Origin of the sequence: Sphingobium lactosutens DS20 (assembly GCF_000445105.1) — a bacterium.
Taxonomy (GTDB): domain Bacteria; phylum Pseudomonadota; class Alphaproteobacteria; order Sphingomonadales; family Sphingomonadaceae; genus Sphingobium; species Sphingobium lactosutens.
Genome location: NZ_ATDP01000097.1, coordinates 96,991 through 113,516 on the forward strand (window position 1 = coordinate 96,991; position 16,526 = coordinate 113,516).

Genomic DNA, 16,526 nt, shown 5'->3' on the forward strand with positions numbered 1-16,526 from the left:
AAGTAGGACCATTGGTCCCGGTGACGAGCCTTGAATTGCGCCAGGGTTGGGCGCAAGGATCGCGCCATGACGATCATGGATCACAATTCGGCGCCGCGCGCCATTGCCAGATGGCTGCTGGCGGTCGCGGTTCTCGTTTTTTGCATGGTGGTGGTGGGCGGTATCACGCGCCTGACCGAATCGGGCCTGTCCATCACCCAATGGAAGCCAATCACCGGCGCCATCCCGCCCCTGACCCATGATCAGTGGATGGAGGCGTTTCGTCTGTATCAGCAGATTCCCGAATATCAGGAGATCAATCGCGGCATGTCCCTGTCGCAGTTCCAGTTCATCTTTTTCTGGGAATGGGTGCATCGCCTGCTTGGCCGCGTGATCGGCATTGCCTTTGCGGTGCCACTGCTCTGGTTTGCGTGGAAACGCATGATACCGGCCGGCTATGGCTGGCGTCTGGTGGCGCTGCTGGCGCTTGGCGGATTGCAGGGCGCGATCGGCTGGTGGATGGTGTCGTCGGGCCTGTCCGTGCGCACCGATGTCAGCCACTATCGACTGGCGGTGCATCTGCTGACTGCCCTCTTCATCATGGGCGGGTTGATCTGGACCGCGCTCGACCTGCGCGCCCTGGCGTGCAATCCTGCCGCCCGGCCGGCGCGCCTGCGGCCCTTTGCCCTTGCGGCGCTGGTGGCGCTTGGCGTGCAACTGATGTTCGGCGCTTTCACGGCCGGGCTGGACGCGGGCTATGTTTCGAGCACCTGGCCGCTCATGAACGATCATCTGGTGCCGCAGGGGATTGATTGGTCGGGATCTGTCTGGACGACGCTGTCTTCGGACCCCTATCTCGTCCATTTCATCCATCGCTGGTGGGCCTGGATCGCTGCGGGCATGCTGGTGCTGCTGGCGCGTCGCGCGAAGCAGGCGAGATGCCGAGGCGCCTCGATCGCGGTGAACGCTGCCGTCGGAGCGCAGATATTGCTCGGTATCGCGACCGTTGTCACAGGTATCGCCCTGCCGCTCGCGGTGCTGCATCAGGCCGTGGGCGCGATCGTCGTGGCGGCGGCGACCTGGGCCGCGCACGCATCGGGGCAGACGCGCGCGTGAAGTCAGTTGGCGGGCTTGCGGCCTTCCTTCTGGCCGCCATCGCGCACCCGGCGGCGGCGGAACGGATCGCCATCCCCTTCGCGCCGCCTGTCGGTCAGGACCTGGCCTATGACATTGACCAGCATCGGCCCATTGCAGGGAAGGACAGCCGGTTCAGCGCCCATCGCACCGTGCGATTTGAACGCGCGGGCGACGGCTATCAGCTAAACGCGGTCCTGCGTTCGCTCGACAGCGATGCGAACGATGCCGCCGCAGCCTCCTTTCGCGCCGCGCTGACGCCGCTCATTGGGGTGGAGATGCGCTTTCACCTAGACCCACAGGGAAAGATTATCAGCCTCGACGATGACGAAGCCGTGTGGTCCGCCGTAGAGCATGGGCTGGACATGATGATGGCGCAGTTCGGACCTGACACGCCCCGCCATCGCGTCGCGCAAAGCGTCAAGATCTTGTTCGACGGATTGTCGCGCGAAGGACGGCTTGCCCTGCTGGCCGGGGAATATCAGCCGCTGTTCCTCTTTGCCGGCAGCGAGGTGGAAGATGGCGCGGATGGAAGGGGCGTCAGGACGATGGCAGGATCGCCACTGGGCCGCCCCGTGCCGGTCGAGGGAATCCTGACCTTGAAAGGCCGAGCGACCGACGGATTGTCCCTGACCGAAACCTTGACCGGCCCGGGCGTGGACGTTCGGATGGACTATAAAGTCTCGCCGGCAACCGGCCTTGTCACGCGACAGGTTCGGACGCTGACCTTCGGCACGCGGACGCTGACGGAGGAGCGGGTGTTGCGCCCAGCGTCTTAAAACGGATCAGGAGGGCTGAGCGGCGTTGGCTGCGGCTGCCGGCATTTGGGTTTCATCGCTCGCGCCACGCGGCGCAAAGACGCGCAGGCTGTCCAGCAGCTTTTCGGCAATGCCCTGATATTGTTCGCTCAGCATTTCGGGATAGACGAACGTCGCCGTCACGACCGCGCCGCCCGGTTGCCGCAACAGGCGGACGGCGACATTATTGCCTTCGCCATCATTGGCCGTGCCGCGATATTCATTGTCGCCGACAAAGTCGCCATCGACGCCCTCGGAACCGCTGTTGAGCGCTTCGACCGTCTGCTGCAGCGTCTCGTCGCCCTCGTTCTTCTGCCAGAAGACGCGCACGTCGGCACCCGCGCCCGGGTCTTCGTAGACGACGCCATCGTCATTGCTCGCGCCCTTGTCTATCACCCAGCCTTCGGGAAGGGTGACGGAAAAGCCGCGATCCAAGTTCCCATAATTGCGGCTGTCCGCGCTTTCATCGGCCTGCTGGCTTTCGAGCGCGTTGGCGGCTGCGGCATTGGCGGCTGCGGCCAGTTCCTCCTGGCTCGGCATGTCGGCGACCGGCTCGGTCCGGCCGCAGGCGGCGAGCAGGAGGATGGGCAGGCAGGCGATGAGCGGAGCATGTTTCATCCTGCGTCCAAAGCATAGCCACGCGCGGATTTCAACGCCGCAGGGAAGGAGCGGACGACGGCCGGTTCAGGCGGCGCTATCAATGCCCAGTTCGGCAAGCTTGCGATAGAGCGTGGACCGGCCGATGCCCAGCCTTCGCGCCACCTCCGTCATGCGTCCGCGATAATGGCCGATGGCCAGCCGGATCACGTCGGCTTCGATCTCCGCCAGCTGGCGGACATGCCCGTCCAGTTCAAACAAGGTAATGCCCGCACCGTCACGATGCGGCTGGCTGATCGAACGTACCTGTGGCGTCACCCGCTCGATTCCGTCGCCGGCGCGAATCTGCGCTGCAATTTGCGGAAAATCCTGGGGCGTCAGCGCGTCGCCATCACACAGGACCGCCGCGCGGAAGAGGGCATTTTGCAACTGGCGCACATTGCCGGGCCAGGGATGCTGCATCAGCAGCGACAGGGCGTCATCCGTCAGGCCCAAGCTGCGAAGCCCCGGTTGCCCTGCAATGCGGGCGAGCAAATGCCGGCATAGCGCGGGGATGTCGCCCATCCGTTCGCGCAGGGGCGGCACGGTCAATTGAACGACATTCAGCCGATAATAAAGATCCTCCCGGAATCGGCCCGCTTCGATTTCTTCACTGAGCCGCTTGTTGGTCGCCGCGATAACGCGCACGTCGACGTGGATCGGCCGGCGTGCGCCGATCGGCTGCACCTCGCCATCCTGCAGCACCCGCAGCAGCTTGACCTGCGCGTCGAGCGGCATTTCGCTCACTTCATCCAGAAAGATGGTGCCCATGTCGGCGGAGACGAACTTGCCGACATGGCGGTCAAACGCCCCGGTAAAAGCGCCGCGTTCATGTCCAAACAGTTCTGATTCGACCAGGTTGGCGGGAATGGCGCCGCAATTGACCGTTACCATCGCCTGTTTGTGGCGCGGCGACGCGGCATGCACCGCACGGGCGATAACGTCCTTGCCGACCCCGCTTTCGCCTTCGATCAGCACGGGGACGCGCGCCCGCGCGGCCTTGGCGGCAATCGCGAGCGCGGCGCGGAATTGCGGTGCGGAGCCGACCACATCCTCAAAGGACAGCGGCGCGGTGATCTTTTCCGTCAACGGGCGCAATTCTCCGGCCGCCGCCCCGTCCGCCAGCGTGGCATTGAGCGCGGCAAGCAGGCGTTCGGGCGCGATCGGTTTCGACAGATAGTCGCTTGCGCCCGCGCGCATCGCCTCCACCGCCACCGCCACATTATTATGCGCCGTCAGGACGAGGATCGGCAGAGCGGGCCGCTGCGCGCGCAAATCGCGGATCAGGCCGGACGGCTCATAGTCCGGGCTCCATTGGTCCAGAATGACCGCGTCCAGCAACATGCCGTCCTGCGTCCCCAGCATTGCCAATGCGGTTTCCGCATCGGCCGCGAAGATGGTGCGCCATCCCGCGCGCGAGGCGAGGGCCGAAACGAGCCGGCGCTGGGCCGGTTCGTCGTCGATCAGCATCATTATGGGTACGCCGTCGCGTGCCATTCCAACCCCTTGTCATGATCCGCTTGTCTTGATCAGGCGTTGGACCCTAGCTGCCTGCGGTAAAGGCACACTTAACCGCGTGGATTTTCTGTCTGGAGGATTGAGGGGCGCGCGGGGACGGGATAAGGACGGGGCAACTGTATCAGGAAGGGAACATGGCATGGCGTCGAACGGCAATATGAAAAGCGCGAACCAGACCTATCACAGCTTCGTCGGGCTGATGAAATGGGGCACGATCGCCAGCGTGGCCGTCGCGGCCTTGGTGGTGCTGCTGATCGCGACGTGACGCCCCCCGACGGTCCTTCCGTCAGAAACGACGTGTCTTGATGACCCATGCAGCGGCGCTCACCGTCCTGTTGCCGACGGTGGCGCTGCTTACCTTTCTGGGGACGCGGGTTGCGGCCCGGCGACATCGCCGTCCGGTCCTAGACCTATTGTGCGCCTTGGCGGCTTTCCCGGTCATGGGCGCGCTGATCGTCGCTGCGGAGGTTGGGGGCGCCGGCGCGCGCCTGCTTGGCCTGCTGGCGATTTTGCTGGGCAGCATCGCGCTGGTCGCTGGTTTCGGGTTGCTGGAGCGATCGTCCCGATCCGGGGAGGATGCCCTTTGACGGCGTTATCAGGGGTTGCCGCAATCGCCTGGGTCGGCTCCGCGCTGCTGATGTTCCTGGGTCTGGTTAGATCAGGATGGGAGCTCGCGCCGCGGCTGGGGATTGGGGGAATGGCGCTGGCGATCGGCGCCAGCCTCTATACCCATGATGTGGTGAACCTGCCGGAAATGGTCAGCCTGGCCGCGCTGGGGGCGGGGATCGGCTATCTGGTCGTCCGCTGGCCGACCATCCGGTCCGTCCTGCCAATATTGGCTCTGCTCCTGCTTCCCATTGGCCTGTGCCTGCTACTGACGGCGCTCGCCATTGATCGCAATCCTATCGCCTTCGACATTCTCCGGCCTGATGACGCCACGCTGGCCCCCTTGAATGGGTGGCTGCTGACAGCTGCCGAACTGATCGGAGCCGCCATGGCGATTGCGGCAGCGCCACTGTGCAGGGCAGTGTCTGAGGGAAGGCGAGGGGCTGAGCGATGGCTCGCTGCACTGGCGGGCCTTGCCGGCTGGGGCGGGCTGGCGATCGCCCTGTTGCTCGACGAACCCGGCATGGCGGTCATAGCCACCATTGTCGGCGCCGGCGGCTTCACCCTTTGCGCCATGCCCGTTCGTGCCAGGGGCGATTAAGCCTTTGACCGGTTGCGGTGGCTTCCCCTAACCCTGTGCTGTCACATGCCAAATCGGGGGAGACAGCGAATATCATGCGCAAGCTCGGCCTTGTCGGCGGCCTTAGCTGGACGTCGACCGCTCGCTATTATGAGATCATCAACAAGATGGTTCAGCGCAAATTGGGCGGACAGCACAGCGCGCCGCTGCTGATCGAAAGCCTCGATTTCGCAGCGGTGGCCAGTTGCGTCAGCGACGATGACTGGGACTGCGCGGCCACGCAATTGATCGACGCGGCTCGCCGCCTGGAAGGGGCGGGGGCAGGCGCATTGCTTATTTGCGCCAATTCCATGCACCGGGTCTATGACCAGGTACAGGCGGCCGTCTCTATCCCGATCCTTCACATCGCCGACGAGGTCGGAAAAGCGATGCAGGCCGACGGGGTCGAAAAGGCCGCGCTCATCGGCACGCGCCGGGTCATGACCGAGAAATTCTATCGTCAGCGCTTGGTGGCGCATGGCGTGTCGCTTCTGCCGCCGGACATGGCGCTGGCGGAGCAGGTGGATCGCATCTTTTACGAGGAACTGACGCTGGGCAAGATCAACCGGGAATCGCAGCGCTTCATGAAGTCGGAACTGACGGACATTGCCAAACAGGATGTGCAGGCCGTCGTGCTGGCCTGCACCGAACTGGAGATGATCGTCGATGTCAGGGCGAATGTGTTGCCGATCTACGACTGCACCAGCATCCACGCGCAGGCCGGCGTCGACTTCATCCTGGGATAGTGCGCCGGGCTGATCCTTTAGCTCCCGATGGTCAGTTCCTCGTAACAGGATTGCGCTTCGGGGGCAGGTCCGCGCCGGACGGGCAGGGCGAGTACGCGCACGACGCGCACGCCTCCGACATGCGGAAAGGTGATGAGGTCGCCAGCCCTTACGGGGGCATGAGCGCGGTCGATCCGCCGGCCATTCAGGCGCATATGCCCGTCTTCGGCAAGCTTTTGCGCGATCGACCGGCTTTTCGACAGGCGCGCGAACCAGAGATATTTGTCGATACGCAAGCTCGGGCCGTGACCGGCGCCTGCGCCTGCGTCAGCCATTGCGGCCCAGCAAGTCGGCAAGGCCCGCAAAGGCGTTATTGACCGGCGCGGGACTGGAGCCTCCGCCATTGTTGGATTGGCGCTGTCCGTCGCCTCGCTGCGGCTTGCCGCCACCCGGCTTTCCTCCACGTCCGCGCTGGGCCTGTGGCCGGTCGCTTCGCGCCTTCTGCCGGCCCTTGAATGCCCAATTCGCAGCCGGAACGGGCGCAACCGCCTCCGCCCCGTCCTCGACCGGCGGAGCAGGCGGCGCATCGACCGGGCGGAAGCCTGCCGCCCGCATCAATTGCAGGAAGGAGTCTTCGCTCAGGCCCAGCGACACGATCTGCGGGCTGAGCGCCGTGAAGGCCTCATTCCTGGCGATGGTTTCATGCGCGGTGCGCGCCATGCGCTCGGCCATGTCGATCCGCAGCATCTGGTCGCCGAAACCACGAAAGCCCGCGATGCGCGCGCCCATCTGCGCGGGGCGTTCGCCAGCGGGGATCAGCGTCAGCCCTGGCCCTGGCAGCGGCAGGCAGGGTTTGGCGATTCGCGCCGCCAGCAGCGCCGAACGCCAACGCGCCGCGCCCGGCTTCAGCAGGCCGGGATGATAGATGTCGAGAACGCCGATATCGATGCCGGCCTTGCGCAGCAGGTGCCGCTGTTCCTTGTCCAGATGCCCCAGCGCCGAATCGAGATCGGTCCGCGCCACGACGCCGCCGGCATCGCCCAATTGCGCAAATACCGCTCGCACCACGGCGGGCACCTGCGGGTCGGCGGCGCTTTCGCTCATCTTGACGAGCGGCAGCAGATGCTTCTGCTTTTGCCCGTCGAACCATGCGGACAGTCGCGCGGTGATCTGCTTCTGCACATCCTGGCCCAGCGCCAGAAGAGCGCGATCGAGCCGGATTTCCGGCGTCAGCAATGTGGTGCCGGCCATCAGGATCGCCACCGGCGTTTCACCCCAGGCAATGCCGGGGGCCTGCCCCGCCTCGTCCAGCAGGGCAAAATCCGCATCCGTCGCAGCGATCAGTTCGTCAGCCTTCACTCGCAATACCTTTCCAAGGCGCCGTTCCGCGGCCGCCAACAGCATCTTTCGGTCCTGATGCCGCGTAGCGGGATCGACCGAGAATCGGAAGCCGTCAAGTCGTCCGATCATTTCCCCATCGACGCAGACGCTGCCGTCACCCTCCACCGTAACGGGCAGATTGCTCGCATTCTGGCCGATGTCGCGCAACAGGACGGACGTTCTCCGATCAACGAAACGCTGCGTCAGGGCCGCGTGGAGCGCATCGGAAAGTTTCTCCTCCAGCGCGCGGGTGCGCTCGGCCATTTCAGAGGGATGGGCCAGCCAGTCGGCGCGGTGCGCGATGTAGGACCAGGTGCGGGCCGCCGCGATCCGGCCGGACAATATGTCGATGTCGCCCTGCACCGAATCAAGCCGCGCGACCTGTTGCGCGAACCAGTCACGCGGAATGTGGCCGTTGCCTTCCGACAGGAAACGCCAGATTCGCGACACCAACCGGGCATGATGATCCGCCCCCAGTTTCTGAAAATCGGGCAGGCCGCAGGCCGCCCACAGCCGTTCGACCTGGCGCTTGCCCCGCGCGCGCTCGATGACGGTCGGATCATCCGCCAGCCGTCGCAGAACGGCAAGGTCCACTGCTTCGGGCGCGGCGCGCAGTTCGGGGCGCTCGGGCTTCTGCTCCAGATCGAACAGCAGATGGTCGAGCCGGTCCGTGCGTGGCGTTCCGTTGCGCCAGAAGAGGTGATCGACCGCTGGGAAATGATGCGCCTCGATCGCGTCTATTTCCTCCGGGGTGAAGGCCGCGTCGCTATCTTCATGCCCCAGGCTGCCGAATGTGCCATCCTTGTGATGGCGGCCGGCGCGCCCGGCGATCTGCGCCATTTCACTGACCGTCAGGCGTCGGCTTCGCCGTCCATCGAACTTGCGCAGCGAGGCAAAGGCCACATGCGCCACATCCAGGTTAAGGCCCATGCCGATCGCGTCGGTCGCCACCAGATAATCGACGTCGCCATTCAGGAACATCTGTACCTGCGCGTTTCGCGTGCGGGGCGACAGCGCGCCCATGACGACGGCCGCGCCACCGCGAAAGCGGCGCAGCATTTCGGCGACGGCGTAGACCTCTTCGGCAGAAAAGGCGACGATGGCGGACCGGCGGGGCAGGCGGGATAATTTTTTCGCGCCCGCATAGCTCAAAGTCGAAAAACGCGGGCGGCTGATGATGTCCACGTCCGGGATCAGTGCCTTGACGACCCGGCTGATGCTGGCCGACCCCAGGATCATCGTTTCCTCCCGACCGCGCGCGCGCAGCAACCGGTCGGTGAAAATATGCCCGCGTTCGGGGTCCGCGCCCAGTTGCGCCTCATCCAGCGCCACGAAAGCGAAATCCTCCTTCGCGCCGGCTTCACGGCTGCCGGAAATGGGCATGGATTCGGCCGTGCATAGGAAATAGCGTGCGCCAGGCGGAATGATTTTCTCTTCGCCCGTGACCAGCGCAACCAGCTTTTCGCCCTTGATCGCGACGACGCGGTCATAGACTTCGCGCGCCAGCAACCGCAGGGGGAAGCCCATCATTCCGCTGGAATGGCCGCACATCCGCTCCACCGCGAGATGCGTCTTGCCGGTATTGGTTGGCCCGAGGACGGCAGTGACGGGCGATCGGGCAAAGGAAACCATGACAGGTCCTATGTCGGGCATCGCAGCTTTGGGGGCAAGGGCAAAGCCGCTTCGGCCCCATTGCCGCCGGTGATCGGACCACAGAAAAAGGCCCGGCAATCGCGCCGGGCCTTTCCTCACATTCAATCTGGCTCAGCGATATCGGGTGCCATAACCGCTGTTGCTGCTGGCAAAGCCTTCGCCGCTCCAGCCGCCGTCACGGCCTTCGGCGCGATCGCCAAACATTGCGCTTTGCTCGCGCTCCGTCCGCCATGCTTCCTGTGCCTGCTCGGCCGTTTTTTCGAGGGTCACGCGCGTCGCGTCCACCGACTTGATCCAGCTCGACGGAATCGAATGGTGCACGCCACCGGCATCCTCGTCATTCTTGGTCAGGATGATGCGGTCGCCCCGGCATTTGTCGACGGTGCCGACATGCTCGCCATCGCTGCCGACGACCTCCATATGCTCCTTGACCTGCATGACCGCCTGCCGCTGCTCGCCCCGGCGCGCGCGCCAGGTGCCGAATTCATTATTGAAGCGATCGCGGTTTTCCCGCTGATATTCGGCATAGTCACGGTCGAGTTCGTCGATCCGCTGCTGGCGCCAGGCGTGATAATTGCTGTCATAATGGGCGTTCTGGTCACGCTGCGGTCCGAAGGCGCGGGTGCGATAGCCGTGATCCTCACTGCCAAAGCCGCTGCGCTCATTGGTGTAGGGAGCATAACCTCGACCCGGAAGATAATCGCTACGCCCTGCCGACGCGAAGCCTATCCGGCTCGACTGGTCGCGCGGGTCGCCATAGGGACGATTATAATATTCGTCATATTCGCGGCGACGTTCCGCTTCCTCGTCACCAAACCAGCTGCGGACTTCATCGCCCGCGCGATCGAAAAAGCCCCGTTCCTCCGGGTCATAGTCATCGGGCCGGCGGCGCATGTCCGAACTACCGAATTGACCGCGCGTGCCGTAGCGATAGCTGTTGTCGTCGCGTCGATAGTCGCGCTGCCCGCGATAGCGTTCGCCCCGGTCCCAGTTCGAGGAATAGCGATCATCACCGTAGCGGCCTCCGCCTTGGTAACCCATGGTCCATCTCCTTGTGCGTGTCAGGCGACGCGGGGGGCGTCGTCGCTGCTATCAATGAGCAGCCCCCGCCAACGTTCCGGGCGTTACGGACGAGTAATGTCCTGCCATCGGTGCATCTCGGCGCACGGTTGGCGACGAAAGCCGGTTCGTCATTTTGCACAAAATACCGTTGCGCGGCTTGAATCGGTCGCTTATAGGCAGCGCTCCTTCAAGGGGCCTTAGCTCAGCTGGGAGAGCGCGTCGTTCGCAATGACGAGGTCAGGGGTTCGATCCCCCTAGGCTCCACCAACCCCTTAATCGGGCTGGTTGGGAAGGACTTTACCAGCTTGAGGCTATGGGCCTAGAGCATATCCATGACAGATCATGAAATTTTGACCCGGCCGGCGGCTACGGTCGTGATCGTGCGCGATCGCCCCGGCAAGGCTGCGGAACTGCTGATGATGGAACGCGCGGCTACCATGGCCTTTGCTGCGGGCGCGCTCGTCTTTCCGGGCGGAGCGGTCGACGAAGCGGACCAGGTGCTTGCCGCCCGATATGAGACGGGGCTGCCACTGGACGAAGTGGCCGCGCGAATTGCCGCCATTCGCGAAACGATAGAAGAAGCCGGCCTCGCCATCGCCATCACCGGCGATGTGGACCAGGCGATGATCCTGCGCCTGCGTGATGGATTGCAGGATGGTGCGCTCCTGGGGGATCTGCTGGATCGCCATAATCTGGGCCTTGATCTCGGGGCGCTTACGCCCTTCGCGCGCTGGCATCCGTCACCATTTGATCACGCGACGCGGGTGTTCGACGCCCGTTTCTATCTGGCCCGCGCGCCCGAAGGACAATTTGCGACGGTGGACAGCAGCGAAAATGTCCGCCTGTTCTGGAGCAGCGCGGCCGATACGCTGGCGCTCTGCGATGCGGGGAAGGGGCGCGTCATCTACCCGACCCGCCGCAATCTCGAACGGCTGGCCGCGCATCGGGACTTCGCCGATTTGCTCTCCCACGCGGCCGCATTTCCCGTCGAGAAGATCCAACCCTGGCACGAAGATCGCGACGGCGTGCCGCATCTGTGTATCCCCGATCATCTGGGCTATCCCGTGACAGCGGAACCAACGGACAGGGTTCAGCGTGCTTAGGATATGCGAAAACTGCACCTGACGCTGCGCGCTTTCCTTGTGATTGGCTGTCTGCTTGCGCTGGCGCTGCTGGCCTATGCCTGGATGCGGCAGCGACCGCAGGACTTGCCCTGGACAGACCTGGACCTGGCGCAGCCGATCGGCCTGTTCACCGGGCGCAAGCTGGCCGCGCTGACCGGCGATGCCGAAGCCTGCAAGGCGCTGCTGGATCGCGCGGGCGTCGATTATGTCGCTTTGGAGCCGGGCGGCGCGGACCAGTGCGCCTATGCCGATGCCGTGCGTCTGCGCGCCGACGATGACGCCATCCTGCTGACCCCCGCCGCTGTCGCCCCATCATGCCCGGTGGTCGCGGCTCTTAAGCTCTGGGAATGGCAAGTGGTGCAGCCGACCGCTCAACGCATCTACGGCCAGCCCGTCCGGTCGATCCGGCACTTTGGCAGCTATAGCTGCCGCCGGCTTTATGGTCGCAGCCAAGGCGATTTCAGCGAACACGCAACCGCCGACGCAATCGATATTGCGGCGTTTCAGTTAGAGGATGGCCGACAGGTCAGCGTGCTGGGTGACTGGAAAGGGGAGGGAAAAGACGCCGCGTTTCTGCGTGAGGTGCGGGACGGCGCCTGCGATCTTTTCTCGACCGTCTTGTCACCGGACTATAACGCCGCGCACCGCGATCATTTTCACCTCGATCAGGCTGAACGCGGCGCCATGGGCGGGCGCGCCTGCCGTTGAAGATCGGTTATTGACCAAAGGTCGGCTGACGCGCCAGTGCAATCGCCTCGCGTGCTGCCGCCAATAGCGCCCCGCTCTTCGCTTCGCATTCGCGCTGCTCATATTCGGCACTGGAATCAGCGACGATCCCGGCGCCCGCCTGCACATGCATGACGCCATCCTTTAGCACGGCCGTGCGCAGCACGATGCAACTGTCCATATTGCCGTCTGGCCCGAAATAGCCGACGCCGCCGGCGTATGCGCCGCGCGTTTCAGGTTCCAGTTCGGCGATGATCTCGCAGGCGCGCACCTTGGGCGCGCCCGATACCGTGCCAGCGGGAAATCCGGCGAACAGCGCATCAATGGCGTCCTTGTCATCGGCAAGTTGCCCGACGACGTTGGACACAATGTGCATGACATGGCTGTAAAATTCGACGCTGTAGCTTTCCGTCACAGTGACCGACCCGGCGGCCGCCACGCGCCCGACGTCGTTTCGGCCCAGGTCGAGCAGCATCAGATGCTCGGCCCGCTCCTTGGGGTCGGCAAGCAGGCTTTCTCGATTGGCCGCGTCCTCGACCGCGTTTTTGCCGCGGGGGCGCGTCCCGGCGATCGGACGGATCGTCACTTCGCGGTCGCGCGCGCGCACCAATATTTCGGGGCTGGACCCGATCAGTGCAAATCCGGGGAGGTCGAGATAATAGAGGAAGGGAGACGGATTGATCCGCCGCAACGCGCGATACAGGGCGATCGGCGGCAAAGTGAACGGGCTGGTAAAGCGTTGCGCCAGCACGACCTGAAATATGTCTCCCGCGACGATATAGTCCTTCGCCGTCTCCACCATCTGCGCATAACGTTCGGGGGACAATGCGGGGGTAACGGCAATATCGGCGATCTCGGTTGCGGACGAGCCGGCAGGGATGGGGGCCGCGAGGCGCGCGGCTGTCGCGTCGATCCGTTCCAGCGCGCCGGAGATGGCGCGATCGACGTCAGTGAAGCTGCCCTTCCAAACGGGCGCGACGATGTAGAGGGCGTCTGCCAGCCGGTCGAACACCAGGATTATGGTTGGCCGCACGAACAACATGTCGGGCACACCGATCGGGTTGGGAGCCGGACGGGGCAGTTTTTCGACCAGTCCCACCGTCTCATAACCGAAATATCCGACCAGGCAGGCCAGCGCTGGCGGCAGCGCGGGGTCCATTTCAGCCCGGCATTCGGCGACAAGGGCGCGTAGCGCGTCGAGCGCGCTGTCCTTTTGCGGTACGAACGCATCACGATCTGTCGCCCATTGCCGATTGATTTCGGCCTGTTGGCCATTGGCCCTGAAAACCAGGTCAGGGGCAAGGCCGATCAGGCTATGTCGTCCGCGCACGGCGCCGCCTTCGACCGATTCCAGTAGATAGTCGCCGCGATCGGGTTCGAACAATTTGAGCGCGGCGGAAATGGGCGTGTCGGTGTCCGCAATCTGCCGCCGCCAGATCAGCGCCGACTCACCGCGCGATAAGGCCGCGCATGCAGCGGCAATGCCGTCATTCCCCCCATCCGCCATGTTCACTGGCCGCCACTATTGTTTGCAGCCAGTGCAGCGCGCACCTGCTCCACGGCCTTGGGGTTCCGCGTCACGCCCAGTTCCTTTTCGACCGCGCGTTCGAACTGTTCGCCATATTCCTGGCCAATCACCTCGCCCATCTGGTCGCGCACCTGCGCCAGCAACTGGGGATTGTCCTTGGCGTCGCCGCGCTCGATCTTTGTCAACTGAACCACGAAATAGCCGCGCCCTTCGCTGATCGGCAGCGTCTTGACGCTGTTTTCCGCCATGGCGAACAGGATCGACACTTCCGCCGGCGGGCGCTGCTCGGCGCGCATGATGTCGGCGCGGCGGCCGCCCAGCGTCTGCGGCGCGGGCAGCTTGACGCCCGCCTGGCTGATCGCGTCCGCCAGCTTCGTGCCTTTCGCCACCTTGGCGCGGATTTGTTCCGCCAGCGCCTTGGCCTTCTGGTTGCCGGCATTGAGCTTATATTGCGCCTGCACCAGCGGCTTGACCTCGGCCAGCGGAGGCGGGGCAGCAGCAATGATCTGCCCGGGTGCGATCAGCGCATAGCGCTTGTCGGGCGTGATCGGCACCAGCTGTGCGTCATCATCCGCGCTCATTGCGAACGCCGGGGCCAGCAGCGGCTGAACATCCGCAGGGGCGACATAGGCCATGTCCTTAACCTGCTTGCCGGTCGCCAGCAGCGGCGGGGTGGTTTCAAGCGTCAGGCCATTATCCTTCGCCACTTCATCGAAGGTGCCGCCATCTGCGATCTGATCCTCCAGCTTGGCGGTGAAATCATTGAGCAGCTGCTTTTCTTTCTGCACGCGCAGCACCTTGACGATCTCGTCACGCACGGCGGTTAGCGGCCGGGCAGGCTTGTCCTGCACGGCGGTTACGCGCAGCAACAGCCAGCCAAGCGGACCACGCACCGGCCCGACCAGTTCGCCCTGCTTGGCGGCAAAGACCGCGTCGGCCACGGCCTTGCTCGTCGCGCTGGTCAACTGGGCGCGGCTTTGCGCGTCCAGCGAGGATACCGACAGGCCGGCGCCCTGGGCCGCTTGCGGCAGGGACTTGCCCCCCTTCACCTGCGCGGCGATCGCCTTCGCGCCCGCCTCTGTCGGCAGCACAAGCTGTTCGACGCTTCGATTCTCGCTCGCCGCATAGTTTGCCTTGTTCTGATTATAATAGGCGCTGATCTCCGCGTCGCTTGGCGTCGAGGCCCGCGCGAAACGGTCTGCGTCAATCACGGCATAGCGAATGCGGCGCTGTTCGGGGATGGTGAAGCGGTCGCTGTTCTTCTTGTAAAAGTCAGCCAGCTGCGCGTCGGTCGGGTCCTTGTCGTCCAGGAACGCGACGGCCGGAATGGCGGCAACCTGGCCCTGCCGCGCTTCGAGCAGCAGCGAGGCATAGGGCAGCACCAGATTTTCCGACGGGCGCGCGCCGATGCCGATGGGCGCCAGCAACTGGCGTTGCAGGATTTCGCGGCTGATATCGTCGCGCAACGCCTGTTCGCTCAGCCGCTCGCGCGCCAGCAGGGCGCGGAAATTATCATTGCTGAAATTGCCAGCCGCATCCTGGAACGCAGGGATCTGCGCAATCTGGGCGTCGACCAGGCGCTTGGAAATATGAATGCCCTGATCATCGGCATAGGCGCGCAGCGTCAGCGATTGCACCAGCTGGTCGAACACCTGCGCGCCGCCGCCTTGCGCGAAAAATTCGCCGATCTGCAGCTCGGGGTTCGAGCGGCGCGCATTTTCGAACACGCGCTGAACACGATCCTGCAATTCGGCGGTGGCCAGCTTGTATCCCTTGGCCTTGGCCGCTGTTCCGCCGCCCGACAGGCTGGCGCCGCCAAATTGGCCACTGGTCACATCGCCCAGGATGAAGGCGGCGGCGATGACGCCCAGGAACAGGATCGCGAAGATCGCGCCGAACTTGGAATGGATGATGCGGCGAAAGACAGAAAGCATGAAAATGTCCGAACTACAGGCGGTATGGCGGCCCGCTTTAAGGGCGGAACGGCGCGGCGGCAAGGCTTGGGCTGGACAAATGCGCGATGCCCGTCCATCGCATTTGCCTGGCACCCGCGCATGTCTTGGAGGCGCCGCATCGCGATGCGGCGATGACGTGCGGGGGCGCTGCGTGCAGCAATAAACATAGGGGACTTGGCGGATGAACAGGCGCAAGCTGGTTGTCGGCAACTGGAAGATGAACGGGATGCGCGCGCATCTGGATGAAGTGGAAGCGATCGGCCGTGTCGCGGCGGCGCATCCTGATGTGGAGGTGGGGCTATGCCTGCCGGCGACGCTCATCATGGCGGGGTCGGAACGGCGCGGCGCGGCCTTCATCGGTGCGCAAAATTGCCACATGGATATCAGCGGGGCCTATACCGGCTCGCTGTCCGCCGACATGCTGGCCGAAGCCGGCGCGACATGGGTCATCACAGGCCATAGTGAGCGGCGTGAGGCGCGGGGCGAAACCAATGCGGACATCGCGGCCAAATCGGTGGCTGCGCACAAGGCGGGCATCAACGTCATTCTGTGCGTCGGCGAAACGCTAGCCGTTCGCGATGCCGGTCGCGCCGAACAGGTGGTCGCGGATCAGCTGCTCGCCTCCCTGCCCGAAGGCGCGGCGGCGGACTGGCTCGCGGTCGCCTATGAGCCGATCTGGGCGATCGGCACCGGCCGCATCCCGACCATGGAAGCGGTCGCGACCATGCATGCCGCCTTGCGCAAGGCGCTGGCGAGCCGGATCGGCGCGGAGGCTGACAAGATGCGCATTCTTTATGGCGGGTCGATGAATGGCGACAATGCGGCCGACCTGATGGCGCTGGCGGATGTGGATGGCGGCCTGGTCGGCGGCGCAAGCTTGTCGGCGGCCAAGTTCGCGCCGATCATCGAAGCGGCCGACCAGCGGATGAAAGCGGCCGCCTGACCTGATAAGGTCCGTTTGCTTCGGGCAAAATCGAGAAGCGGGAAGCGCGTTACCAGCGTTTCCCGCCTGCGCTCGAAACAAGAGGATGGTAAGCAGATTCCCTCACAGGTTGCCCCCGTGCGCCTTCGTCGCTATGTGCCC

Annotated in this window: 16 protein-coding genes and 1 tRNA gene; 10 read left to right on the forward strand and 7 right to left on the reverse strand. The window is 64.4% G+C overall.

Features of this window, described 5'->3' with window-relative positions; translation table 11 throughout:
• Nucleotides 1–66 precede the first annotated feature (66 nt).
• A complete protein-coding gene (locus tag RLDS_RS44515) occupies nt 67–1,095 on the forward strand; it encodes a COX15/CtaA family protein (protein ID WP_021226911.1) in 1,029 nt (342 codons plus the stop codon).
• Nucleotides 1,092–1,892 carry a hypothetical protein gene (locus tag RLDS_RS44520; protein WP_021226912.1) on the forward strand — a complete coding sequence of 267 codons (801 nt, stop codon included), beginning with the start codon at nt 1,092–1,094 and terminating at the stop codon, nt 1,890–1,892. The genes RLDS_RS44515 and RLDS_RS44520 overlap by 4 nt, the downstream gene beginning before the upstream one ends.
• A 6-nt stretch (nt 1,893–1,898) precedes the next feature.
• On the opposite strand, the gene RLDS_RS44525 is transcribed toward RLDS_RS44520, so the two are convergent.
• Both RLDS_RS44525 and RLDS_RS44530 read right to left on the reverse strand, forming a co-directional pair.
• A complete protein-coding gene (locus RLDS_RS44525; protein ID WP_021226913.1) occupies nt 1,899–2,528 on the reverse strand; it encodes a hypothetical protein in 630 nt (209 codons plus the stop codon).
• 66 nt (nt 2,529–2,594) lie between these two features.
• Nucleotides 2,595–4,043 carry a sigma-54-dependent transcriptional regulator gene (locus tag RLDS_RS44530; protein ID WP_031298472.1) on the reverse strand — a complete coding sequence of 483 codons (1,449 nt, stop codon included), beginning with the start codon at nt 4,041–4,043 and terminating at the stop codon, nt 2,595–2,597.
• A gap of 160 nt (nt 4,044–4,203) precedes the next feature.
• Here RLDS_RS44530 and RLDS_RS56320 point away from each other — a divergent pair, with 160 nt between their 5' ends.
• The 4 genes from RLDS_RS56320 to RLDS_RS44550 all read left to right on the forward strand — a co-directional run bounded on the left by RLDS_RS56320 (nt 4,204) and on the right by RLDS_RS44550 (nt 6,035).
• Nucleotides 4,204–4,329: an aa3-type cytochrome c oxidase subunit IV gene (locus tag RLDS_RS56320; RefSeq protein ID WP_021226915.1), complete on the forward strand. Its 126-nt coding sequence runs from the start codon at nt 4,204–4,206 to the stop codon at nt 4,327–4,329.
• Between the two features lie 40 nt (nt 4,330–4,369).
• The gene (locus tag RLDS_RS44540; protein ID WP_021226916.1) at nt 4,370–4,651 is read left to right on the forward strand and encodes a hypothetical protein; all 282 of its coding nucleotides are present in this window, start codon (nt 4,370–4,372) and stop codon (nt 4,649–4,651) included.
• Complete coding sequence (locus RLDS_RS44545) at nt 4,648–5,271, forward strand: hypothetical protein (RefSeq protein ID WP_152528072.1); 624 nt, start codon at nt 4,648–4,650, stop codon at nt 5,269–5,271. The genes RLDS_RS44540 and RLDS_RS44545 overlap by 4 nt, the downstream gene beginning before the upstream one ends.
• A 74-nt stretch (nt 5,272–5,345) precedes the next feature.
• The gene (locus tag RLDS_RS44550) at nt 5,346–6,035 is read left to right on the forward strand and encodes an aspartate/glutamate racemase family protein (protein WP_021226918.1); all 690 of its coding nucleotides are present in this window, start codon (nt 5,346–5,348) and stop codon (nt 6,033–6,035) included.
• Between the two features lie 17 nt (nt 6,036–6,052).
• Here RLDS_RS44550 and RLDS_RS44555 read toward each other — a convergent pair whose 3' ends face one another.
• From RLDS_RS44555 to RLDS_RS44565, 3 genes are all read right to left on the reverse strand, one after another.
• Complete coding sequence (locus RLDS_RS44555) at nt 6,053–6,349, reverse strand: RNA-binding S4 domain-containing protein (RefSeq protein WP_021226919.1); 297 nt, start codon at nt 6,347–6,349, stop codon at nt 6,053–6,055.
• Nucleotides 6,342–9,026: a helicase-related protein gene (locus tag RLDS_RS44560; protein WP_021226920.1), complete on the reverse strand. Its 2,685-nt coding sequence runs from the start codon at nt 9,024–9,026 to the stop codon at nt 6,342–6,344. Before RLDS_RS44560 ends, RLDS_RS44555 begins: the two co-directional genes overlap by 8 nt.
• Before the next feature lie 132 nt (nt 9,027–9,158).
• Nucleotides 9,159–10,088 carry a DUF2171 domain-containing protein gene (locus tag RLDS_RS44565; RefSeq protein ID WP_021226921.1) on the reverse strand — a complete coding sequence of 310 codons (930 nt, stop codon included), beginning with the start codon at nt 10,086–10,088 and terminating at the stop codon, nt 9,159–9,161.
• 212 nt (nt 10,089–10,300) lie between these two features.
• On the opposite strand from RLDS_RS44565, the gene RLDS_RS44570 reads away from it, so the two are divergent.
• The 3 genes from RLDS_RS44570 to RLDS_RS44580 all read left to right on the forward strand — a co-directional run bounded on the left by RLDS_RS44570 (nt 10,301) and on the right by RLDS_RS44580 (nt 11,941).
• Nucleotides 10,301–10,376: transfer RNA gene (locus RLDS_RS44570), tRNA-Ala, on the forward strand.
• 65 nt (nt 10,377–10,441) lie between these two features.
• Nucleotides 10,442–11,212: an NUDIX domain-containing protein gene (locus tag RLDS_RS44575; protein WP_021226922.1), complete on the forward strand. Its 771-nt coding sequence runs from the start codon at nt 10,442–10,444 to the stop codon at nt 11,210–11,212.
• A 3-nt stretch (nt 11,213–11,215) separates the two neighbouring features.
• A complete protein-coding gene (locus tag RLDS_RS44580) occupies nt 11,216–11,941 on the forward strand; it encodes an extensin-like domain-containing protein (RefSeq protein WP_021226923.1) in 726 nt (241 codons plus the stop codon).
• 7 nt (nt 11,942–11,948) lie between these two features.
• On the opposite strand, the gene trpE is transcribed toward RLDS_RS44580, so the two are convergent.
• Nucleotides 11,949–13,466 carry an anthranilate synthase component I gene (gene trpE / locus RLDS_RS44585; RefSeq protein WP_021226924.1) on the reverse strand — a complete coding sequence of 506 codons (1,518 nt, stop codon included), beginning with the start codon at nt 13,464–13,466 and terminating at the stop codon, nt 11,949–11,951.
• 2 nt (nt 13,467–13,468) lie between these two features.
• On the reverse strand, nt 13,469–15,421 hold the full coding sequence (locus tag RLDS_RS44590; RefSeq protein WP_021226925.1) for a peptidyl-prolyl cis-trans isomerase: 1,953 nt from the start codon (nt 15,419–15,421) through the stop codon (nt 13,469–13,471).
• A 202-nt stretch (nt 15,422–15,623) separates the two neighbouring features.
• Here RLDS_RS44590 and tpiA point away from each other — a divergent pair, with 202 nt between their 5' ends.
• Complete coding sequence (gene tpiA, locus RLDS_RS44595; RefSeq protein ID WP_021226926.1) at nt 15,624–16,385, forward strand: triose-phosphate isomerase; 762 nt, start codon at nt 15,624–15,626, stop codon at nt 16,383–16,385.
• Nucleotides 16,386–16,526: the final 141 nt, after the last annotated feature.